Origin of the sequence: Halodesulfovibrio marinisediminis DSM 17456, assembly GCF_900129975.1 — a bacterium.
In the GTDB taxonomy this organism is placed as follows: domain Bacteria; phylum Desulfobacterota; class Desulfovibrionia; order Desulfovibrionales; family Desulfovibrionaceae; genus Halodesulfovibrio; species Halodesulfovibrio marinisediminis.
This window is the reverse complement of the sequence record NZ_FSRG01000003.1, coordinates 503496-527486: the sequence shown is the minus strand read 5'-3', so window position 1 is coordinate 527486 and position 23991 is coordinate 503496. Positions and strand designations below refer to the sequence as shown.

Sequence of the window (23991 nt, the reverse complement as noted above, 5' to 3'; positions counted from 1 at the left end):
CATGGCAAAAGCTATCGTAATGACATCCAAAGACAACGTCGCCACAGCTCTTGAAAACATCAACAAAGGCATCGACGTTGAACTCATCGACAAAAAAGGCAACACGCTACCATCAATAAGTGTATGCGAATCCATTCCGGCAGGTAATAAATTCGCGCTGCATGACTTAAAAGAAGGTGAACCGCTGGTTAAATACGGCGTAGAATGTGGCACCATCACAACCAATATTCTGCAGGGACACTTTGTCCATGTGCATAACGTTAAAAGTGATCGCATCGACATCCCTGCCCCAATCATCACAGAGATTTTAGACCAAATGCACTACAGAGAGGGCGAATAACCATGAAATTCAACGGATACATTCGTCCTGATGGCTCTGTAGGCATTCGAAATTCCCTTCTCATTGTCGGTGTGGATGAATGCTGTGACGGAATTTGCCGCGCCATTGCTAAAGACCATGATAACGCAATAGTCATTACAAACTTTGTGACTTGCATGCAGGCTGGCAACGAAGAGTTGCTACATAACATCATCGGGGTCGGAAAAAACCCGAATATTGCAGGCGTACTGGTTGTTGCAATGGGATGTGGCAGCATTAATCCTGAAATTGTTGCAAAGCCAATACGTGAAACAGGCAAAGCAAGTCTTTCCATGCGTGTTATGGACTTAGGCGGAACACGTAAGGCAATTGAGCATGGCCGTAGCCTTGCCCAACAACTTTCTGAAGAAGCAGCCAAATGTGAACGTACAACTGTACCTCTTTCAAAGCTTACCGTTGGTGTAAAGTGTGGCGGTTCCGATGCATCTTCCGGCCTTGCATCCAATCCGGTTGTAGGTTTTGCAGCCGATAAAATTATTGATAACGGCGGCACCGTTATTGGTGGTGAAGTTATTGAATTTATCGGCGGCGAGAAATACCTGCTTGAACGCTGCCGTAATGATGAAGTCCGCACAAAACTTGACCGCATTATGAAGGCGGAAGAAAAACGCTGGTCTATTCCGGGGGCAGATGTGGAAATCATGTCTATCGGTAACAGCGTGGGCGGTCTTACCACTATCGAAGAAAAAACTCTCGGTGCATTGCATAAATTCGGCACCCATCCGGTAGAGGGTGTACTTGAAGCCGACAGAAACGGCATTGAAACACCTGACAAGCCAGGTTTATACTTGGGCGAAGTAACACATCTTTGCGGTGCTTCTGCTATTAATTTCGCAGCAATGGGCGCCCAGTGTATTCTTTGGACAAGCGGTGGTTCCGGATTTAACAACGCAATTGTTCCTGTAATCCGCATCAGCGGTAATGCAGAACTTTTTACTGAAGATCAGGACATAGATGCACGAGCAATTATGCGTGGTGAAGCAACAAGCGATGAGGTTGGTGAACAACTTTTTGCTAAAGTAATTGAAGTAGCAAACGGTGCTGAAACAGCTGTTGAAGGTCTCGGGTATGCATACTGCAGCATCTACCAAAAAGATCAGCGTCTTGAAGGGTGCTTAGGTTTGCTTAAGTAAATACACAGAGCTATTCAGCAGAAGCTCTGCCTCTGAATAAGACAAAAACGGCAAGTCGGCCTAACGCCAACTTGCCGTTTTTTAATTTATTTTGAGATACGTTACTGGACACCTTAACCGGTCTCCGCTCCATATTTTTTCTATAGCGACAGGAAGTTGCAATTAATCAGTAGTGCACAGTCAAGAATGACGTCATTATATCACGGCAGGTTACAAGAGGCACCGCACTCCCCCCATGCCCCATAAACAATGCCCGCATGGAACAGTTGTGCCGTAACAATCCATTTCAAAGGGATCATTATGCCCCGTTACGTCCACACAAGGCACTACAGAACAATTCGTGCAATATGGGTACTCATATTTCAAAACTTGAGTGCGAAAGTTCTGATACTCTTCACTGTTCCAAATTTCGATGATGGAAGAATCATTAATATTGCCAAACGATTGAGGGGTAACCTTTTTGCTGTCCCCATCCATAAAACACGAGTATTCGTGCCATAAGAAATAGCAAGGATGAACATCACCAGTCGGAGTTATGTGAGCAACGCCCTGCTCAACAAAATCGCACTTTCTTTCATAGGAAGCTGTAATTGGTGGTAATGTAAGATCCAGCTGATATTTTCCTGCAATCTCTTGAGCTTTCTCGAATATACTTGCGAGCCATGTTTGTTCAACGCGCTTTTCTTCCGTCGTCCATTGTATGAGATATGCTAAATGCATTGGAATACCGTCAGATAAGGCAGCCTTCATGCGCTCATTAACAAAGTTAATAAACTCCATTTCATCTTCTGTCTTTTTGACCTTCCACAATACATCAAAGTACTTTTCCAGATTAAACCCGCGCTCTTTTGCTTCATCTTGCCAACGCTCAAACTCTGTCAACGACCGTTCTGTATTCGGATTAAAGAGTTCCTGATTTGCCATGGCATCGCTATACGGAAGCATATGTGTAACCAAGGCGAATTCTGCCCCTTGTTCAGCCGCCCATTGCAGAGAATATGGAAGTGAGGCTGCATTGTTGCGCATTAAAACGAACTCTACGCCGATTGACAGCTTTCTCCCTATGACTTCAGAAGCGCGACGCAGATACTCAAAGGCGTATTTAATTCGTCCGATGTCTTCGCCACCATGAAGGATCTCATTTTCATCAACCATGTCGATAGAGATACAAATCCGATCCAACCCTGCAGCCACAAGTTTTTTGGCAAGCTCAAATGTCAACAGCATACCATTAGTTTGGAAACTGATAATTGCATCCGGTGCCATCAATTTTCGTGCGTGCTCAATCATTGCAACAAGGTTTCGAGCAAGCAAAGGTTCACCGATACCATTCAGGAGTAATGTGTTGATGTGCGGAAAAGCAGGTTCCAGCTTTTGAAAGACCTCCATCGACATATCCACTTCTGGAATTCGTGCATCTTTCGTCTGTTTAACGCACATAGAGCAGCGCAAATTGCAGCGAGTTGTTGTCTCTACATACAACTTTGAAGGATATGAATTTTGTAAATTTTTCATCTCTATACTCATATTGTAATGTTCAATCTGGAAGACAACGACTTTTGTTGCTCCCCCATTGGGGCTTTCTGACAAACTGGATAACTTAGGAATAAAGAATTTTGGCAAACTAATCCACCACCAGACTAAGGGGTGGACAGGAAAAAAGTGTGAACGTCAGCAAGTGATGTAGCTCACGAGAAGAAACGAAAAGAAAGACTTTGTATTCACGGTCCTTCCTGTTTTGAATGTGATCAATACAAAATCAATAGCTCTTGTATTCACGACATGTATTCGGGCAAAGAAAAACCGGACAACTATTAACATGGCTGTCCGGTTTTTAATAACTAAAGCAACGACTGCAAATCAGCCGGAGCATCTAGAACAACTTTAGCTCCAGCAGCTGTTAGTTCTTCAGCACCTCTAAACCCCCATGCCGCACCTACTGGAATCATACCGGCGTTATGAGCCGTCTGCATGTCCACATCAGAATCACCAACGAAAATAATCTGTTCAGGCTCAAGCTTCATCGTAGCAGCAATTCCTATCGCACTATCTGGAGCCGGTTTAAGCGGAACATCCGAAAGTCCGCCCTGCACGACAGCAAAATCAACGCCTGGAAGAAATTTTTTAACGGCAACTTTTGTAAGCTCATCCGGTTTATTGGACAGCACAGCAAGCAGCTTATCTGCTGCGACAAACGCCGCAAGCATCTCCATCACTCCCTCATAAGGGCGAGCAATCGTATTCAACAAGCGCCCGTACTCTTCAATGAGTACAGAATACAAAGCCTCGTGCTCTTCCTCACACTGTTTATCTTCAGGCAACACTCTCAATGCAAGTGTTTTCGCTCCATTACCTACAAAATGGCTATATGCACTTACAGGATGCTCGGGATACCCTAGACGAGCAAGGGCCGAGTTAGTTGCCACTGCAATTTCTTCCAATGTATACAGAAGAGTTCCGTCAAGATCGAAAATAACAGCAGAAAACTCCAAAGATTTACTCATGAATATTGCCTTTATTGGATCACAGCCTTAGCTGTGGCGTATTTACTTCAACATACTGCCAATCCCATTGATTAACGCAGTGAGGGCGCACTGTAAAAACCACTGTGGAGAATTGCAACACCCAACTCGTTTGAACTTTCCAAACTACATTATTCTACTGTCCAAACATAGAGCTATTCTCTTTTTGCCGATTCAACTGAAGCGGCTTGATCAAGCCTCCCTACTCCACTGTAATCATCATTATATTCTAATTCACACGGATATCTATGAGGAGTAACCACAAGCCAGTAAAGGAGAAAGTTTATGCAACTAGATATGCACTACTATGGTACTTATGCGCTAGCTCGTGCTGCAGGAATTGCGCCTGACACCGCAACTACTATTGCAACAGCCGCACAATTTGTTGACGACAATTCAGCAGATAGTGCTGTTGAATTTAAAGATGGCGGAAAATTTTTAACTGAAGCAACTGCTCATCATGTAACTTCTGCAGAAAACTTAATAAAAGATGACCAGCGCAGTGTATGGGTTCCTTTTCATTTTTTGCCTGGTTGTGATGGTGAACACTACAGAGAAAAACTCCTTTGCAAAAAAAATAGCAGCAATGCACAAGAACTTTTAACGTTTGCAATAACTTTAAGTGACCGCCCTTATGCTCCAGAACTCATTGGTGCAACCGCTCACATTTTTGCAGATACTTTTGCTCATTACGATTTTTCAGGCGTAAGTTGTCGCATGAACTATATTGATAATAGTTCCTTAACAATACTCAATGAAAACGAATTTTCAGAAGGAATAAAAGGACATATTGCGAAACGAAAAGAAAGTTTTTTTAAAAAATTTGGTTTTACCTGCAGCTTGGACAGCCTAACAAGTTTTAGTGCCGAAACTCTCTCAGGCGGACTTGGTCATGGGGCAGCATGCACTTACCCAGACAGACCTTATCTGAAATGGAGTTTTGTAAGAGAAGAGACTGATGAGACCATTGAACATAACAACCAAGAAGACTTCTTAGAGGCTTGCGAGGAACTCCACAAATTTTTTGTTAGATTTGGAACAGAAAGAAAAGATCTATGCACTCATGAACCTATTTCTTTTGAAGAAATCAGGTCTCATGTGAAAACAATTATATCTACACCTGCTGAAATGGAAAAACGAATAACCCTCTGGACATCAACATGCGAAGAGGGAAAAATTACAGGAAAAAAAGAAAGTATTCCCACTTACAGTGAGTCAGGCTGGAATGATGAAAGAAACGACCTAAACCACACAGCCCATTCCCATGAAGCTCTTGAGCAGAGTCCATATCGTTTCTACCAAGCATCGGCAGCACTGCGTACTTTCATCTTAAGAGATCTATTACCAAAACGTGGTCTGATAGTAGCCTAATCTACCTATTGCTACTTGATACCGTGATAACTCAGTGATTGATCACGGATAAATCATATCATTAGTGCTTACGTTGTCGCTTCTACTACCTAACAAAAAAGAAAAGGATCATAGGTGAAAATCTATGATCCTTATTTATGTTCAAGGGCATTCTATGCCCAAACTATCCTGACAGTTCCTACGTCTACTAATACTACGCACTCAAATTCTATAGGGGATGCCTTGTTACCGCACAATAGTCGTAATAATCTCACCAACCTTAAATCCCCATTTGCGCATAGTGCTCTTATTTACAAGAATATCCGGCGTCATAAGCCACAGCCAATCTTCAACCTGCACAGAAATTGTCCTGCCGCTAACTGGAACCAACAAAGCATAGTCCATACGTAACGCATTTCCAGAAGTCTCAAGCTTTGCGGTGCCTTCCACATCAGAAGCAGTTCCTTCAAAGCGACCATCTCCAACACTGGTGAAATCCCAACGACGTTCAAGTTTCTCACCGTCATCAAAAATAAATTTTTCTGTGAGCACGCCTTTCAAAACGCCCTCTTCTTCACGCCACTCGCCGTGCATAACAGCATTAAAAGAACGCTTAACCTTACCACCAAACCCCAAAATCACACCATGTGCCTTCAATTCACCGGTAAAAAATTTTTCTAAGACTATAGGATGTCCACCTGCGGCATTCTCACTTGGTGTAATATTCGAACATCCTACCAGCATCATTGCACACAACGGCCAGATAATTTTGTTCATTACCCTCTCCTGTTACCACTTCCAGTTATACGACGAATCAACATGTGATAGAGCGGATAAGGCAACACTCGCATGGCCTTGCATGCCCATGAAAACAATGGAGGAAAATGTATTTCCATTTTCTTACGTGAAAGCCCATCCCAAATATATTCTGCTGCACGTTCCGAACTGATGATCAGTGGCATTGGGAATGGATTCAGATCCGTGAGTTGGGTTTTTACAAACCCCGGATTAACGGCTGTTACAGTAAGCCCATAAGGTTCAACATCAAACCGAAGACTTTGAAGGAAATTATTCAATCCTGCTTTGGTGGCACCGTAGGCAGCAGCCCAAGGCAATCCACGATAAGACGACAAAGACCCGACTCCAACAAGGTGCCCGCTACCACGTTCAAGCATATCCGGTAACGCCACCAGCAAGGTGTTAACAGCTCCATACAAATTTATCTCAAACAACTGACGGCAGGCCTCTATAGATATCTGGCTGGCTGGCATATTTATATGCGTACCAGCATTTGCCATTACCAAATCAGGAACGCCCCACTTTTCGCGGACCAGCTCGTAAGCACCCCGCAGTGCATCCTCATTCCGGACGTCTGCTGCAACATACATTAATTTTCCTTCTGCATTGAACTGGCTAATCATCTCAGAAAGTTTCTGTGCGTTACGAGCAGTAAGCGCTACACGCTTTCCTTCGGCGATAAATTTAGTCACCAATGCTTCGCCGATACCGCTTGTAGCGCCTGTAAGCCAAATAGTTTGTACATGCTGCATAGTCTTGCCCTCATTTCAAAATAGTAAAGAGACAATCACAACACTAGCATGTTTTTTTGGTTGGAAAAAGTGCATACTAATTTGATGCCGACCTCTACTTCTCAAAGGGCGAGCTGGCCCGTCCGCTTCTGGCACCGAAAAGTGCGTAAACCCGTTATCCAAGAGCTGACGAGGGGAACGTCTGTTCCCAAGGTGACTCTTGCCTGTATCTTAGGGTTAGTATCCGCTACGTGGCCTCAAATCGGCACTAACCCAATTATGGCATTAATTCTCTCTTGGATTTTTCGTTGTAATAAAGCCATTACCAGTGGAATCAGCCTAGTATTCACTCCATTTCAGTACGTGCTGATGATTCCATTTTTGCGTTTTGGTGAAACACTTCTCGGCATCCCCCATTTCACAACTACTGTTCCGGAAATAATCACCATTGTCGTCACTGACCCCATTGGATCTTTTGCGGTTCTTGGTATCCCTCTTCTCCACGCAATTCTCGGGTGGATTGCCACTTGGTCAGTTGCGGCACCAGTCTTTTATCTACCTATAAGGTACCTTCTTACGCGTCAGGTTAAAGCAAAAGAGCCAACCACCTAAAATTGGCTGTGTGAAATCTAAGAACCAACTTCATAACAATAGCTATCTCATCCTTCCTATAACAAACGGGTTGTAGTACAAATGGTTCTATGTATCAGCAATCCATAGACTACAAATCTACGCCCTTACGTGTGGCAGTTATTGGCGGAGGCATTTCCGGCATCGTGGCTGCTCATCTTATTTCGCGTAAACACAATGTTACGTTGATTGAAAAAGAGCCACAGTTAGGCGGTCACACCTATACCGCCAGGGTCCCTCTTTCACGAGGTAATGCTCCCACCCAATATATTCCTGTAGATATGGGTTTTATTGTTTTCAATGAAGCCAACTATCCAACGTTCAATACTTTCCTCAAGCAACTGAATGTCTCACACGCCAACTCTGACATGTCATTTGCCTTCCATGACCCTGAAACCGGATTTATGTATGCCGGAACAGGAATACGAGGCATGCTTGCGCGTAAACGCAACCTCATCTCCCCTATCTTCTGGCGAATGCTTAACGGAATCAGAAGATTTAACAGTGAAGCTAAACAAGACTTACTGTCAGGAGCTCTTACAGGAAAAACCATTGAAGAATATTTGACAGAAAAAAAATATAACAAAGACTTCGAAAACAACTACCTGCTTCCCATGGCTGGAGCTATATGGTCAGCTCCAGACGAAAACACACACCAATTTCCCGCTGAAGCACTTGTGCGTTTTTTTGACAACCATATGCTGCTAACCCACACTAGACTTCCACAATGGTACTATGTCCGCGGAGGAAGCTACTCATACGTAGAAGCATTCAAAAAACAATTCACAGGAAAAATTCGTACAGACTCACCAGTATCTTCGGTAACCCGTCACTCAAAGGGCGTGCAGGTAATTATAAATCAGGAAACAGAGCAATTTGACGCTGTGGTGCTGGCTACTCACGCGGACATTAGCCTGCGTCTTCTTTCTGACCCCAGTGAACACGAGAAAGATCTACTGACCCCTTGGCACTACACCGACAACCGTGTCGTACTCCACACTGATACAAACTTTCTCCCCCCAAAAGTCTCTGGACGGGCATCTTGGAATTTCATTCGCGACCCAAAACAAAACAAAGGCGGAACGGTGGGGGTGACCTACTACATGAACCGCCTGCAAGATATCAGCGCGCAACGAGAATATGCGGTGACACTAAATCCGATACGAGAACCAATCTCTGGATCTCTTATAGAAGATAAGCAATTCGCCCATCCACAATACTCTTTGCAGGCGATTAAGACACAAGCAAAACTTCCGGAACTTGACGGAGTGAACCGTACATTTTTCTGCGGAGCCTATCAGGGCTATGGATTCCATGAAGACGGAGCTAAATCAGGTACCCGCGTAGCCAGCCAATTTGGAGTATCGATGTGAACAGCTCCCTAATCACATGCAGGGTTCAACACGAACGATTCGCCCCAAAAAAACATGCATTCTCATACCCACTTTATACGTACCTACTGGATATTGATGAACTGCAAGAGCTGAATCAAAAACGAATACTCTTTGGGTACAACAAGCTGCGCCTCGCATCATTCCATGACAAGGACTACCTTCAAGACAATCCAGCTTCAGTTCGTCAAAAGCTCACTGAATTGCTTAATAAACAAGACATTGAATTAGCAGAAAGCGATATAATATATCTGGTTACTTCAGCCCGCTTTGTAAACTACTCATTCAACCCTGTCTCATTTTACTGGATATTCCGTGATAACTGTCTGCAAGGGTGTGTAGCTGAAGTAAACAACACGTTCGGGGAAAAACACGTCTACCCACTGCCCGGCTCAGGAATACCCGCATCAGATTCTTCAACAGAAAACACGTTCCCTGCACGCTACCAGCATCCTAAGCAGTTTCATGTTTCTCCGTTCATGGACCTTACTGGTGAATATCATTTCACATTCGAAGATGTTCGAGAGCATCTCGATGTCACTGTAGAGCTATTTCACGGAACCGACAGGACATTTAAAGCAAACCTTTTAGAAGAAACACGCGTCCCGCTAACAGACATGGCACTGCTCAAAACGGCTTTCACAAAACCGCTAACCGCGCATCTGACTATGCCGAGGATATTGTGGGAAGCAGGAAAGCTACATTACGGCAAAGGCATCCACTTTTACTCAAAACCTGAACCAGTTAGTGATATGACCATACGCCATAAAGATACTCCAAAAATTACGGATAGACTTGCAACAAAGCTGGTACAAACCGCACTCCAACGTATGCAGCTCGGACAACTGACTCTTACCATGCCCGACGGCTCCAGCAAGCGGTATGGTGATGAACATACAGGCTCCAAAGCCGAACTTACGGTCAATTCCCCCTCTCTCTTTCGCAAGATAGCTTGCCGAGGTGATATAGGACTAGGTGAAGGCTACTCAGAGGGACTATGGGACTCACCTGACGTTGTTGATGTCATACGCTTTTTCCTCGAAAACAGGAAAATACACACAAGAACTCATAATGCGCTTACAAACACCGCAGCTATACTCTCAGGAGCGATACAACGGCACTTGCATCTCAAAGCACCCCAAAATGATGAGGCTGGTTCAAAGGCAAACATAGCTGCCCATTATGATCTTTCCAATGAACTGTTCAGGCATTTCCTTGATCCTACCATGACCTATTCAAGCGGAGTTTTTATCAATCCAGCCGATGTGACAGAAGATTTGGAGGAAGCTCAGCTTCGTAAAAATCGACTTCTTGCAGACAAAGCACAAATAACTGCTGACGATCATGTGCTCGAAATCGGTTGCGGATGGGGCGGTTTTGCAGAGCAAACCGCTAAGGAACGCGGATGTCGCATAACAGGTGTTACTCTTTCACAAGAACAATATACCTATGCAACACAGCGCATTAAAGATGCCGACCTTGATCATCTTGTTGATATACAACTTCGGGACTACAGAACACTTTCCAGCCAATATGATAAAATTGTTTCCATCGAAATGCTGGAAGCAGTCGGTCACAAATTTCATGCGGAATATTTCCAAAAGCTGGAAGATCTGCTCGCTCCTTCCGGTCTTGCAGCCATTCAAACTATCACCATTCAAGATGCACATTACGACCATTACCGATGGGGAGTGGACTGGGTACGCAAACACATTTTCCCCGGTGGAGAGCTTCTCTCATTAGCCAGAATCTGTGAGATCACATCTGATACAACATCACTCAGTGTGCAAAAAGTACAAGCTATTGGGCTGCATTACGCCAACACGCTTAATCAATGGCGCAAGAACTTTGAGCAACAATGGCCCCAAATAACCAAACTGGGTTTTGACGACTATTTCCGCAGAACCTGGATCTATTATCTTGCTAGTTGTGAAGCTGCCTTCTTGCAGGGCTATATTAATGATCTACATATCCTGCTGTCTCGTCCTCCCACGTAAAAAAACGTTATCGATTCCAGACAAAAGCCCTTGCAGTACTCTTTACTGCAAGGGCTTTTGCTAATCATCTAATTGTCTTTATAAGTGGTCAGGCAAAATGTCGTACAAAAAAGGCTCCTTCAAAAAACTATCCATTACTTCCCAGCAAGCACCTGATGAAGTAACGCTTCTGCTTTTTCACCACCAACAGGACTCATGTATTCTGCAACACTGAATAACATAACACCATCCGGAGCATAAGGAAGCTCTTGTCGCAGTTGCTCACGAATGCGTTTTAATGGTGCCGGTTCTGCTTTAAAGGTGTCACCTTCCAGTTGAGTAAATATTTCAACAACAGGCTGGACAGTACAACATGATCCCATCATCTGCTCATGCAGTCCTTTAAGATAAATTGGCACTTCTTCAACTGCTAACTTACGAACGCCTACACCGTCCTGAAATAATACGCGGCCTACACCAACGTCATCAGCAACTGTCCGCCAGAACAAACCAAGTTTTTCCGGAGAAGCCCAACCATTTGAAAAAGCAGAAACAGACAACGGCTGATTTGGTACCAAAGCGTTAAGGTCACTATAAAGATCCTTAAGGAAGGTACAAAGGATGCCCATATGTGTTTCACCAAGCCAAGTACGATCATCGATTTCCTGAGAAATATACCATCCCGCAAATGCTGGAGAGCACTGGAGCTGAGGAGCAATAGTCTCAATAGACTTAGTGGTACCCCTGCGAATACGCATCAGGTGTACTTTCAACACCTCCGGGTCAGCTTGAATCTGCTTCCAGAATGTATTTAAAAAGACACCGCCTACGGTAACATACATACCGTATTGTTCTGCATAACATAACACCTTTTCGATGACTGACATGTCATACTCATATGTCGGGTTGCCTGAATTATCCGTAGCATCTTCATACACAACCCACTGCACGATAATTTCGCAGATTCCCAGACGGTGATAGGTATCGAACAACGTCTCCCACTTTGCTTCATCCCATGTTTTCATATCATTTGTGGGTTGGAAAAAGGTTCCTGCTACACCCTGAATAGCAAAGCTGGAACTTGGCAAAACAACAAGCATCAGAACACAACTCATCAGAATTATACGAAGACGACTTATCATGTTACACCCTCTAGAAGTTAAGTCTTAACGAGACACTCACGCCGGAATAGTCGTCGCTGATGTCCTTGGTATATTTGCCATAGGTATATCGAAGCAAAATTTCCCAATCCCGCTTATAGGAAATGTACTGATCCTCTCCCTCAAGCCAACGAAATGATACTGCAGGCCCGAATTCGAAGTGACTCAGATTATTCCTATCTGGAGAAACTTCTCTAAATGTTCCATAAACATGCGGAGTAAGAAGCAACTGATCATAGAAGTTCCATGTCCATCCCTGACGTCCATGAACCAAGAAGACCGTACGTTCATCATCTTGAACATATTGGTCTACCTCTCCATAAATAAAGGTATAGTTCCAATTTTTCTCAGTTGCCTTCATTGCCCAGCCATCGTTCCAATCACCCATGGCTCGTAACAACGTGTTATCTTCAGCGTCTTCGCCAATTTTAAACAACCGCTCAACGCCCAATGCTATGTCTGCATCTTTAAACGGCTTATAGCGCACACCGGCAGCACCCTGAGTGCCGTCTGCTTCAAAATCAAAGACACCGTATTTCTGACGGTTCACACTCACTCGTGCAATTATCTGGAAAATCCGGCCATCGCGGAAACCAATTTTAGGAGGAGCATAGCCGACCTCTACACCAGCGGTGTTATCAAGAACACCGACCACAATGCCCTGTGTATCTGTATAAAAGTTAGCATCATCAGGTGAATAATTATAAAATCCGGTAACATCCCAACTATCGGTTATGAATCTGATCTCTTCCTTAAAGTCATAGATCTTTCTTCTAAGGGACTTAGCAGTTTCATTTGGATAGAGCCGTTCGTTATCAATAGCTCTTTTAAACCACTCTACAGAAAGCTCATTTCGACAAAGTTGCTTATTAATGTAAGCCAGATCTTCTGCAAGGTTAACGTAATCTGGATCTTTCATCAGAAGATCTTCAAAAATAACTGCCGCTTGCTCTAAATCTTCATGTTTATAATATGCATACCCAAGTGATATTTTATAGGCATCGGCAGGATTCATCTCTACTGCGGTCTGGTAAGAACTAATAGCTCCTTCAAGATCCTCTGAGCTTTCCTGTGCCTGTCCAAGCAGATAATATGCTTCTGCACTTGGTTTTTCGGCAATACCCATACGGAATACTTCCTGAGCCTTATCATACTGTTCGGTCTCTTTGTACACGCGTCCCAAGATTTCATAATAAAGTATGCGGTCATCTACAGTTTCCAACTGCTCAGGGTCAACTGAACACAGCATCGCCTCAGCAGCTTCTAACTGACCAGCAAGACGCAGCACCTGACCAAGCTTAAACGCAGTCGAATCATTAGGTTTAATACATAATGCTTGCTCATAGCTGATAATAGCTTCGCAGTAACTCTTCTCACTTGCGTACAAGTAACCCAGCTGGTTATAGAGATCAGCTGACTTTTGAAGTACTGATTCTGGGGCATTCTGCTCTGCCAGTTTCATATAGTAGAGTGCAAGACCAGGCTTATTGACCTTGTCATAGCAAAAACCTAGTGACAAATCAGCTTGATATCCTGCACCAAGTTCTTTCGCGCGCCTAAACTGCTCAATAGCTTCTGGATAATGTTTTCGACTAAACAAAGCCGTACCCATATCCATCCGCAAGCGAGGGCTGTCGCCACCTACTGCTATAGCCTGGCGCATAAACTCTATCCCCGTATCAACCTCATCCATGTTGATGTAGAGGTAACCTAGATTAACAAGAAGAGTTGTGCGCTGTTTCCGAGTAAGATTTGGATATGTAAGAGCTCTACGGAATGCCGCTGCAGCTTCTTTCACTTTACCCTGTTGCGTATAAATTGAACCTATCATGCTGAAGGCTTCAAAATTATCTACATCAGAGGCGCTTTTCAGGTACCTCTCCAAGATGCTTAAAGCCTTGTCATACTGTTTTGCGCCATAATACGATTCTCCGGCACGAAGAAGTAAATCAGGATCTTTTGTATCCGCAACTTCATATGCTTTAAGATACATATCCCCTGCGAGACCTTTTCTTCCAGAGAGACTTTCGATAGTTGCCATGCGCTCAAGCACCGCCATGGTATCATCACCATAAAGCTCTTCAGATTCTAAGATAGTTTTATAGATCGCTATGGCCTGCTTATGCTGCCCGCTTTTTTCATAGGCAAAGGCTAGTAACATGGAGATAGCAAAATCTTGCTGCTGAGCATCCATTTCCTTTAAGGTAGCAATAGCGTCTTCATAGTCCCCGGCTCCAATCTGAGCCCGAGCTAACGCCAACAGAGTCTTATTGTTATGAGGTTGTTTTTCTAACGCAGCAAGAAATGCCTCTTTAGCTGCTTCATATTGTTTGGAGCCGTAATACAGAAAACCAAGATTCTGTAGCGCGTCTTCTTGTTCTTTTGGAGTAAGGTAACCTGACTCAAGAGCGCTGCTAAGCTCAGTCATCGCCTCATCGTTTCTATCTACTTTTAAGTAAGCTATACCAAGCTGCATACGAACACGTGCTTTGTCTGGGCCTTCATCCAGTTTAGATAAAAGTAGTTCGTATGTTTCTACGGCCTTCGCCCACTCATCACTTTTCGCCTGAGCCGTAGCCAACGCCAGCAGTGCTTCATTCGTCGGCAGAATGGATAATGATTGCTCAAATGCTTCAATTGCCGCATCATTATTGCCTACTTTCAGGGCTACAAACCCTTTCTGGGTATATAATTGGGCCTTTTCTTTCTTGGTTGCGGCAGTCCTAGTCAATCTGTCAAAAAGCCCTAACGCCTCATCATGCTTACCTAAACCTTCCAGAATAAAGGCTTTCAGCAATAGCTGTTTTGATGTTTGATCGTTCTTCAAGGACAACTCAATCCATTCCAGAGCCTTATCATATTGTTTAGTCTCATAGGAAAGTTCAGCCAAGCGATAGGTAACAGACATCATAGTTGGAGCAAGGGCATGCGCTTCGAGCAATACTTTCTGCGCCTTATCAAACTCACGGTCTTTCATAAACATGTCTGCTAAATCGCTAAGAGCAACTAATCGATCCTTATCGGTAAGAGAGTCTCTTCCTGTGTAAGACAATGCTTTTTCATACGCTGTTTTCGCCTCTGCATCACGTCCAGCTCCTTTGTAAGCTAAAGCAAGGATGTAATCGCGCTTTGCAGGAAAAAGAATGTCACCCTCTTTATTAACAACATCCAGCAACAACATGTATTCTTTCTGTTTAATTAACAGATCAATAGCACTGACAAAAGCATCTTCCTGCGCTTTTTTGGGCAGTACACCTTTGTGAATGGTATCAAGTAATAAATCCAACGCATTGGTATTACGCCCAAGCTTTTGCATTGAATTCACAGCCAGCATTAATGCATTGGCATTATCCGGTAACACTTTGAGTACTTCCAAGGCTTGAGTCTTAGCGTTGGTATACTCTCCCAAGTCATACAGAGTCTGTGTGTAATCCAGACGAACTTGTGTATCTTGAGGATCAATTTCCAACACTTTAGCAAACTCAGCAGCCGCTCCTTTACGATCACCCTCTTTAAGCAGCTCATATGCTTTTCCCTTATGAGGGTAGACCTTAAGATGAATTATTTGCCGTTGAATCCAACTTCTATCTTCAACGGATTGTGCGGATGCCACACTAGGAATGGAGAACAACACAATTAAGGTAAGAACAGAAATAAATCGGTACATTAATTGATCTCCCAAGTGCTTAGGAAGTGATCAAGATTTTCTGGTGAAATCACCCCTTGTTCAATAAGTACTTCACCCAACAGCGGACTATGCTTTTCTTGTTCTGTAAGTGCAGAGTTTAGTTGTTTGGCATCGATGTACCCTTTATCCAACAAAAACTCGCCAATTCGTTTAAATTTATCCTGTTCCAAAAAGGCAGCATTCGCCTCTTCGAATTTTTCTTTTGTTAACACTTCCTGACTAATCAATATTTCCCCAAGTGGAAGATATTGACGCCGTTGAGCGCGAAGAGCTTCGGTAAGCTGCTCTGAGGTAATCTCCCCTTTATCAACAAGCATTTTCCCCAGGAATCCAGAGTCCTTCTGAGTAAGCTTACGCTCATAACCTCTCCGTATTGCAAAAGAAATATCACTACGAGATGCAAGACGCAGCCTGACTACATGTCCAATTTTCTGCTCAAGCTCACGCAAGGAAGCTTCATCAAGCATCTCGTTCGTAGCAACAAGGAGTTGCCCATCTCTCATTACCAGTGGATACACGTTGTATTTTACAGCCAATTTAGTAGGAACTAACTCAAGTAGCTCTGCTGGCGTGCTGTAAGGGTCAACTTCCTGCGTCTCAACTCTGAACTGAATTCCCAGCGTCTGAACAAGCTGATCTTCAGTGATGTACCCAAGATCAATAAGAACTTCACCAAGCTTCTTCTTTGTTTTCCTTTTCTCTTTTAAAGCCTTATCCAACTGCTCAACTGTCAAGAAACGTCGATCAAGCAACAGGTCACCCAGTCTACGACGGTAAGCGCGCAGTTCGTCTTCAGAAGGATACACATGACGGGTCTTTTCCCACTCAAGAGTTTCACCAGTAATACGTACTTTTGTGTATTTAGAGATAGCTTTAATAGTTGCAACAAAGTTAATGATGTTACCCCAGAACAACCGTGGTACCGACAAGAGTCCCTGGAACCAGTTATATGTCCGTACAACAAACGTAACACGCATAATAATTCGCCAAACCAGAAAGAACAAACAGATGGAGATCAAAATAGTAGACTCTCGAGAATCATCTACTAACGGCGGAAGTTTATACGACTTGGTCAACGTGTTATAGATAAGCAACCCTAAAATAAGAACAAACAGGAAGTTACCTATAAAGTTAACAAGGTTAGTTACAATGGTTTTACGGTCACGCCAAAGCATGTACTTTGAGGCTAATCCTCCGCGCCATCCCATACTCTCCCACCCTTGAAGGGTTATTCCCATAACCCATCGGGTTTTTTGGCCTACAGCCTGCTTGAATGTATTAGGAAAATACTCGCGGATTGAGATGAATTCCTGAACGCGTTTTTGCTTAGGCCTACGAGTGAAAAAGCTTTTGACCATTTTATTTCGCCAAATCCATTGACGTACAAAGGCCTGCTTGAGACCAAGCTCCTTAATTCCAAGACCAAATGCATAATCTTCTGCAAGAGAGGCAGTATCGAAGAGTAGATTTCTCTGCTTCTTAGCTGTCAGTTCTAGTGTCCTACGGCTAAGAGCCGTGCCCACACCGGCAGAGGGGATAGAACCTGTTAGTGCTTCACGCACAATCAAATCTCGAGTGTGGTTTTCTGCAAATTCATCTAGATAGTGGTTGCCAGTAAAGTCCGACCAGTCTCGTGGCATAGGATGCACTGGGAGCTGAACCATATCCAATTTAGGAATGATGTAGTTACAAAGCTTCAATTGAAGTGGATGGAGTATGTCTTCAGAGTCCTGTAAGACAAAGATATCAAATTTTTTATTGTTCTCTTTTTCGTAGATAAGAATGCCTTCATACAACCAATTCAGACAATCTGCCTTAGAAGTAGGTCCATCATGCGGGGTCATTATTCGTTCTACATTACTATACCTGTCACGCACCTTATCTACTTCGCGTTGCGTAGCTGGGTCATTTGGATACGTTCCTACAAAGATCACGTAGTTGGAATAATTAACGGTCCTAATGGCGTTTTCCAACATACGCCTAATTACAAGACCTTCATCCCAACAGGGAACCATTATGGCAACAGACTGCTCCGGCTTCGCCAGCAACTGTTCTTCCGAAAGCCTCTTGTAATGGTTGGTGATAAACAACCGTCGATAGGTCTCTCGAAAGAAGTAGCAAAGATCTATAAAGAATTCATCTATGCCACTGATCACAAAGACAATCGCAACAAAAATAAAGACGATCTTGAGCACCAAAAATAGAATGATTCCTACTTCGTTTAACATATACGTCCCGCTGCTGTTTGTTTTTCAAAAAACCGTTTGCTCTTAGGCTTAATAGTTACCCCTTCTCGAAACTCACTTTCGTGTACTCTTTCCTGTCATACATCCAAGTAGCCCCCCACCTTCGCACAAGTACACGCAAACACAGCACACACATAAATCTAGAACACAAAGCTGGTATGAATATAACACCTCGTGATACTGTAACATACAATGAACACAATGTTTTTCTATTATAGATACCTAGTATTTTCTCACGCTACTATCCGGTATATCCCTCTCTTTTTCCCCCATGAGCACAAAAAAGCCCTGACAATGTCAGGGCTTTTTCCAATACGAACCTTTAAGCTCAGCACTCTATTGTGTGCATAAGAAATTAATTAATAAAATTAAATAGTAAAATTATTGCTACCTTTTAATCTTCCTGATGTAAGCCAGCAAAGATTCGCTCCGGCGTTAGAGGCAATTCTGTAAAACGAACCCCAGTGGCATTTGCAACAGCGTTACTGATAGCTGAGGCAGGACAAACGAGACTGCACTCACCAGCGCCTTTAGCACCAAACGGTCCTGTTGGATCATGAGATTCAACGATTATGGATTCCATCACAGGAATGTCTTCGGCAGTCGGCAACATATAGCTATGCATCTGGTTATGTGTCTGAACGCCCTTATCATTGTATCTAATCTCTTCAGTTAGAGCGTAGCCGAGCCCCTGAACCACACCACCTTCAATTTGTCCTTCGACAATAATCGGGTTCACGGCTGTTCCTACGTCATGCGCGGCCACAAGCTTCAGCACATCCACTTTGCCGGTCTCAGTATCTACTTCAACATCTGCAAAACACACATGCCAAGGTGGAGCGTTTTTAGGAACGATTTTTCCGGTACTCATGAACTGCTTATTACGTACATGAGCATGATACGCGATATCTTCTAATGAAACTTTACCTTCTGGATGCGCTTTAACGTCATCTAAAAGCACAATTGACGTTTCATCTGTTGCAGATACAGATGACCGGAACACATATCCATTCTGCAAGGTCAGAGAATCTGGGCTAACATCAAAGTACGGTGCAGCATACTCAAAAATCTGCTGCCTTGTATCCTCTGCAGCCTCTTTAATTGCAAGACCTGCTGCATAACACGTGCGGCTTGCATGGCTGCCAATGTCAAACGGGGTCGTCAATGTATCCCCGAAAGACAACGACACATTATCCATATCGATTCCAAATGAGTCTGCTGCAATCTGGACAAGAGAAGTACACACACCTGTACCCATTTCCGGCACACCTGAAGCAACATGCACGGTTCCGTCTGATTGAACCGTAAAGTATGCGTTGTCGTAATCTACACAGAATGGCCATGCATTACTTACGTGTGTTCCAACTGCCATACCCATTCCACGAACCTTATGTGGTGCGGATGCCTTAAGAGACTCTCTATTCTCCCATCCAATACTCTCACCAGCCTGCCTCATACATTCTGCAAGCTCTGTGCTTAAACAAGGGAACGGCAGGCACCATGGATCATTTACTTTCATGATATTTTTCATACGTAGCTCATATGAGCTCATTCCCAACTCATCCGCCATCATATCCACGACCTGTTCCAGAGCAAAATTACCCTGCGGGTTGCCAAAACCACGCATAGCACCGGAGCTGGTACGGTTTGTATACACACTGTGTCCATAGTAACGCTGATTAGGGATACGGTAGATTGCCAATGTCATGGCTCCGCACACCCCCGGGAGTTCAGTACCGAAACCACAGTAGGCACCAGTATTGAAGATACCTTTCATATCGAGAGCTTGGAACGTACCATCTTTTTTGGCACCCAATTTTACCGTTACAGTTGCCGGATGACGTGTATCCGATGCAATGAAGTCTTCTTTTCGTGAATATACAATTTTCACAGGACGCTTAGCTAACAAAGCCAAACCTAATGCTATCGGCTCTGCAAGTCCGCTTAATCCAATGCGAACCCCAAAACCACCACCAATATATGGAGGGGCCAACACGCGAATTTTACTGGCGGGAATATCAAAGATCTTGCCTATAATCGAACGGGAAGGATGAGGAGTTTGTGTTGTAGACCAGATAGTAACTTCCCCGCTGCCGCTGACTTGAGCCAGAGCACTTTGTGTTTCCATCTGAACTTGTTTTACAATCGGCAAAGTAAATTTTTTTTCAATGACGACATCTGACTCTTCCAAGCCTTTTTCAACATCACCGTACGGAATCTTAATGATCTCACCTGGAATATTCTTGCCTTCAGATGTGCACCCTTTTTCGCCATGGAGTTCCGGAGCTGATTCACTCATGGCTTCTTCAGAATCAAAGACAGCAGGCAATAACTCATACTCAACTTTAATTAATGACAATGCCTTCTCGGCAATGGCTTCAGTTGTGGCAGCAACCGCCGCAACCTCATCACCAACATACCGGACTACCTCATCAAATAAATACTGATCCAGCACACGTTCAAGATGCGAAACGGTGAGGAACATAGGAGCTGCAGCATTAAACAGGTTTTTAGGGCCATTTTTATGCGTCATAACGGCCTTAACACCGTCCAATTTTTCTGCTTCTGAAGTATCTATGTTCACAATGCGTGCATGAGCATGGGGACTGCGCAAGACCTTTGCATACAGCATTCCTGGCACAAACATATCACTGGTAAAGAGAGCACGACCTGTTGTTTTATCAACACCGTCACGACGATCAACGTTCTTGCCTACTACGTTCAGTTTAGTCATGGCTCTCTCCTCTTACCGCTGCTTCACGTAATGTTCGTGCAGCATCCTCAATTGCTTCTTCAATTTTCACATACCCTGTGCAACGGCATATGTTTCCAGAAACAGCCTCTAAAATTTGCTCTTTTGATGGTGACTTATTTTTATCTAAAAGTGCTTTCGCAGACATGATCATACCAGGGGTACAGAAGCCACACTGCACAGCGCCCTTTTCAATAAAGCTGGTCTGAAGCGGATGCAGTTCTCCATCCTCTTCTACCCCTTCGATTGTCTCTACAATGGCGCCATCAGCACGCATTGCCGGCATCAGGCAGGAATTCACGGCCTCACCGTTGACAATAACGGTACAAGTACCGCAGCCGCCTTCACCACAGCCTTTTTTAGTACCTGTTAAATGAAGCTTATCACGCAGGACATCCACAAACAGTTCAAACGGATCAACACGGACAGAAACAGGTTCACCATTCAACACAAACGATACAAGCTTAGTATTCATATATAGAGCCTCCCTTCTACCCTTGCTGTGCATCAGCAATAGCCGCCCGCAACACTCGTTCAATGCATACAGGAAGAACACCTATGCGATATTCTTTTGAACCGCGGACAGCACTACTTCTGAATGTAGCCTGTTCTCTTGCCAGCTTCCCTGCCTGCTTTATGTTTTCATCTGTAATTTCTGCTCCCCGCAGAAATTCCTCTGCGGTTACAGCGTGTTGTGGCCCTGCACCAACAGGAGCCATTAACAACTGAGTTTCTTCAAAGGTATTGTTAACGACGCGTACTTTTGCAGAGACATTAAGCATAGGAAGAGAAAGAGCCTTACGCTGCTCCATGCGGACATACGCAGAACCCTCTCCATCTTTTTTCTTTGGGAATGAGATATGAGTAACAACCTGACAGCAGCTATCAATACAAGAAAGGCAGATACCTGCATAAAGTTCATCAAACGGAACAACTTTAGTACCATGCTGATCAACAACCGTAGCTTGTGCATCAAGACAAGCCAACGCAACAGCTGCATCCGCGGCAGGGTTGCCGTTGACTACGTTTCCAACAACGGTTGCGACATTTCGAATCTGAAGCGAGCCAACTTTCCGGCAAGCATCCACCAGCCCCGGTGCATGATTTCTGAGGAGAGAAGATTTTACGACTTGTGCATGTGTGACATTGGCTCCAATAGATATGAAGTCATCTTCCTCTGCAATATGCTGCATACCGTCTATCGCTCGTAAATCAACAAGCTTATCCGCAGATATTTTACCATCATGCATATCAAGAACAAGGTCTGTCCCGCCTGCAATAATTCTAGCTCTCCCTTGTGACTCAGCTAAGATATCTACTGCCTGCGCAACTGTTGCCGGAAAAACATAATCCTGAACCATACAGTGCCTCCAATTATCTGGTAAGAAACATTAGCAGCGGTAAAAAGAAGACTTTTTCAGGGCTGCTAACGACTATTGAAAACAAACCGTCCTTACATATACATTTAGATATAAGGCAGTTATAATTAATATGTATAGTTTTTTGATTATAACTCGACAGCTAATGCCATGCTTTAGTTAGCAAATATCTATATCGAACACACACCCCACAACCATTCTCACTCCACACTAATGAGAATATCCCCCATCGACAGCACTTCCAGACAATCTCGAAAAATTCGTGCCAATATCTGTCATCACAGTAAAAAAACGTTTTATAAAAAAGGATTCTCAAAACCCATTGATTTCAGTTCAATAACCTGTTCATCATAATTATATTTGTAGCGAGCAATCACGCCAGATCAAACACACAAAGCATCAATGACCTATGACTGAACACACTCTTTCTGAACAGACGACCATTGCAGGTATTATCTTAGCTGCTGGAACTTCAACGAGAATGGGGAAAGACAAACTCTCTCTTCCATTTAAAGGAAAGCCGTTAGTACAGCATGTAATTGATGCTGCACGAAAATCACTTTTAGATTCAGCTATTGTGGTTCTTCCTGAAAACTCCGCACTGGAGGCATTGCTGGATCTTACTGATTGTGAAGTCGTATACAGTAGAAAACGACTGGAAGGACAAGCAGAGTCTCTAAAAACCGGACTCCAAAGTCTGTCTGAAACGACACAGGGTGCGATGACACTGCTAGGCGACCTTCCGCTACTCACATCTGACGCCATTAACCATCTAATCCATGCATTTTGGCAGGCCCCGCACCACTGGATTATCCCCATGCGAAATGGAAGACGCGGCAATCCTGTGACTATCCCGAAAAAATGGTTCGGTAATGTACTGGAACTGAAAGGTGACACCGGAGCAAGGCCATTACTTATTGAACCATCACTTCCTGTTCGTCTTATTGAAATGGACGAAGTCGGCCCTTTTTTTGATATCGATACGACACGACAATACGACTTACTTCTTACCCATTACGATACTGCAACAAAATGAGAGCCCGTATGAAAAAAAGACTGCCTACAATCGCAATACGCGGTGCCGGAGACCTTGCAACAGGAGTTGCCATTCGCCTTTACCGAGCCGGAATGCGAAACATTGTTATGCTGGAAACTGACAAGCCACTGGCCGTTCGCCGACATGTTGTTTTCTCAGAAACGATCTATCATCAGGTAGCAAAGGTCGAAGAAGTGACCGCATCATACTGTACTCAACCATCAGAAATAAAAACGGCATGGGGCGACGACGTAATTCCTGTTCTTTGTGACCCTAAGGCCGCGCTATTGGAACAAATCAAACCAGACATCTTAATTGATGCCATCATCGCCAAAAAGAACATCGGAACAAACACTTCAATGGCCCCCTTTGTTATCGGCCTTGGGCCTGGATTTACGGCAGAAAAAGATGTCCACGCGGTAGTTGAAACTAAGCGAGGACACTATTTAGGCAAAGTTATTACAAATGGTTCAGCCATTCCCAACACTGGTATTCCCGGTGCTGTGAACGGATATAGAAAAGAACGTGTTCACTGGGCAGATGAAGCTGGAGTATTTACAACACAGCAGCATATCGGAACACAAATTACAAAGAATGAACTCATTGGCTACGTAAATACCCAGCCAATCACCGCAGCAATTGACGGTGTCCTTCGAGGTCTTCTTCCAGACGGAACGCCGGTACGAAAAGGCACAAAAATAGCGGATGTCGACCCGCGTAATAATCCAAAATACTGCGATGAGGTTTCAGATAAGGCGCTGGCTATTGGCGGTGGTGTTCTGGAAGCAATTTGCGCCCACCTCTTTTCTAACGAGTAGAT

The 23991-nt window shown here is 43.9% G+C and carries 18 protein-coding genes; 8 read left to right on the top strand and 10 right to left on the bottom strand.

Annotation, left to right across the window (positions count from 1 at the left end):
- Position 1: 1 nt before the first annotated feature.
- Entirely contained in the window at positions 2 to 340 is a 339-nt protein-coding gene (locus BUR09_RS02605) for a UxaA family hydrolase (protein ID WP_074215385.1), read from the top strand.
- Positions 341 to 342: 2 nt separating this feature from the next.
- A complete protein-coding gene (locus BUR09_RS02600; RefSeq protein WP_217694162.1) occupies positions 343 to 1512 on the top strand; it encodes a UxaA family hydrolase in 1170 nt (389 codons plus the stop codon).
- Positions 1513 to 1722: 210 nt separating this feature from the next.
- Here BUR09_RS02600 and BUR09_RS02595 read toward each other — a convergent pair whose 3' ends face one another.
- Together BUR09_RS02595 and BUR09_RS02590 are read right to left on the bottom strand one after the other, a co-directional pair.
- On the bottom strand, positions 1723 to 3027 hold the full coding sequence (locus BUR09_RS02595) for a radical SAM/SPASM family putative metalloenzyme maturase (protein WP_175565973.1): 1305 nt from the start codon (positions 3025 to 3027) through the stop codon (positions 1723 to 1725).
- A 326-nt stretch (positions 3028 to 3353) separates the two neighbouring features.
- The gene (locus BUR09_RS02590; RefSeq protein ID WP_074215382.1) at positions 3354 to 4016 is read right to left on the bottom strand and encodes an HAD family hydrolase; all 663 of its coding nucleotides are present in this window, start codon (positions 4014 to 4016) and stop codon (positions 3354 to 3356) included.
- A 303-nt stretch (positions 4017 to 4319) separates the two neighbouring features.
- Here BUR09_RS02590 and BUR09_RS02585 point away from each other — a divergent pair, with 303 nt between their 5' ends.
- Entirely contained in the window at positions 4320 to 5405 is a 1086-nt protein-coding gene (locus BUR09_RS02585) for a DUF6765 family protein (RefSeq protein WP_074215381.1), read from the top strand.
- Positions 5406 to 5630: 225 nt separating this feature from the next.
- Here the strand turns inward: BUR09_RS02585 and BUR09_RS02580 are convergent, their stop codons facing one another.
- On the bottom strand, positions 5631 to 6161 hold the full coding sequence (locus BUR09_RS02580) for a DUF3833 family protein (protein WP_074215380.1): 531 nt from the start codon (positions 6159 to 6161) through the stop codon (positions 5631 to 5633).
- Complete coding sequence (locus BUR09_RS02575; RefSeq protein ID WP_074215379.1) at positions 6161 to 6934, bottom strand: SDR family NAD(P)-dependent oxidoreductase; 774 nt, start codon at positions 6932 to 6934, stop codon at positions 6161 to 6163. Before BUR09_RS02575 ends, BUR09_RS02580 begins: the two co-directional genes overlap by 1 nt.
- 141 nt (positions 6935 to 7075) lie before the next feature.
- Here BUR09_RS02575 and BUR09_RS02570 point away from each other — a divergent pair, with 141 nt between their 5' ends.
- The 3 genes from BUR09_RS02570 to BUR09_RS02560 all read left to right on the top strand — a co-directional run bounded on the left by BUR09_RS02570 (position 7076) and on the right by BUR09_RS02560 (position 10931).
- On the top strand, positions 7076 to 7525 hold the full coding sequence (locus BUR09_RS02570; RefSeq protein ID WP_175565972.1) for a DUF2062 domain-containing protein: 450 nt from the start codon (positions 7076 to 7078) through the stop codon (positions 7523 to 7525).
- Positions 7526 to 7614: 89 nt separating this feature from the next.
- Positions 7615 to 8916, top strand: a complete 1302-nt coding sequence (locus BUR09_RS02565; protein ID WP_074215377.1) for an NAD(P)/FAD-dependent oxidoreductase — start codon at positions 7615 to 7617, stop codon at positions 8914 to 8916.
- Positions 8913 to 10931, top strand: a complete 2019-nt coding sequence (locus BUR09_RS02560; RefSeq protein ID WP_074215376.1) for a DUF1365 family protein — start codon at positions 8913 to 8915, stop codon at positions 10929 to 10931. The genes BUR09_RS02565 and BUR09_RS02560 overlap by 4 nt, the downstream gene beginning before the upstream one ends.
- A gap of 134 nt (positions 10932 to 11065) precedes the next feature.
- Here the strand turns inward: BUR09_RS02560 and BUR09_RS02555 are convergent, their stop codons facing one another.
- From BUR09_RS02555 to BUR09_RS02530, 6 genes are all read right to left on the bottom strand, one after another.
- Positions 11066 to 12052 carry a DUF4434 domain-containing protein gene (locus BUR09_RS02555; protein WP_074215375.1) on the bottom strand — a complete coding sequence of 329 codons (987 nt, stop codon included), beginning with the start codon at positions 12050 to 12052 and terminating at the stop codon, positions 11066 to 11068.
- A 10-nt stretch (positions 12053 to 12062) separates the two neighbouring features.
- Positions 12063 to 15737 (bottom strand): tetratricopeptide repeat protein, encoded by a 3675-nt coding sequence (locus BUR09_RS02550; protein ID WP_074215374.1) that lies wholly within the window; start codon positions 15735 to 15737, stop codon positions 12063 to 12065.
- Positions 15737 to 17986 (bottom strand): glycosyl transferase family protein, encoded by a 2250-nt coding sequence (locus tag BUR09_RS02545; RefSeq protein ID WP_074215373.1) that lies wholly within the window; start codon positions 17984 to 17986, stop codon positions 15737 to 15739. The genes BUR09_RS02550 and BUR09_RS02545 overlap by 1 nt, the downstream gene beginning before the upstream one ends.
- A 412-nt stretch (positions 17987 to 18398) precedes the next feature.
- Positions 18399 to 20738 carry a xanthine dehydrogenase family protein molybdopterin-binding subunit gene (locus BUR09_RS02540; RefSeq protein WP_074215372.1) on the bottom strand — a complete coding sequence of 780 codons (2340 nt, stop codon included), beginning with the start codon at positions 20736 to 20738 and terminating at the stop codon, positions 18399 to 18401.
- Positions 20731 to 21231, bottom strand: coding sequence for a (2Fe-2S)-binding protein (locus tag BUR09_RS02535; RefSeq protein ID WP_074215371.1), 501 nt, complete (start codon positions 21229 to 21231; stop codon positions 20731 to 20733). The genes BUR09_RS02540 and BUR09_RS02535 overlap by 8 nt, the downstream gene beginning before the upstream one ends.
- 16 nt (positions 21232 to 21247) lie before the next feature.
- On the bottom strand, positions 21248 to 22117 hold the full coding sequence (locus tag BUR09_RS02530) for an FAD binding domain-containing protein (protein WP_074215370.1): 870 nt from the start codon (positions 22115 to 22117) through the stop codon (positions 21248 to 21250).
- Between the two features lie 427 nt (positions 22118 to 22544).
- Between BUR09_RS02530 and BUR09_RS02525 the strand changes: the two genes are divergently transcribed.
- A complete protein-coding gene (locus BUR09_RS02525) occupies positions 22545 to 23171 on the top strand; it encodes a nucleotidyltransferase family protein (protein ID WP_074215369.1) in 627 nt (208 codons plus the stop codon).
- Positions 23172 to 23179: 8 nt separating this feature from the next.
- On the top strand, positions 23180 to 23989 hold the full coding sequence (yqeB, locus tag BUR09_RS02520) for a selenium-dependent molybdenum cofactor biosynthesis protein YqeB (RefSeq protein WP_074215368.1): 810 nt from the start codon (positions 23180 to 23182) through the stop codon (positions 23987 to 23989).
- Positions 23990 to 23991 lie beyond the last annotated feature (2 nt).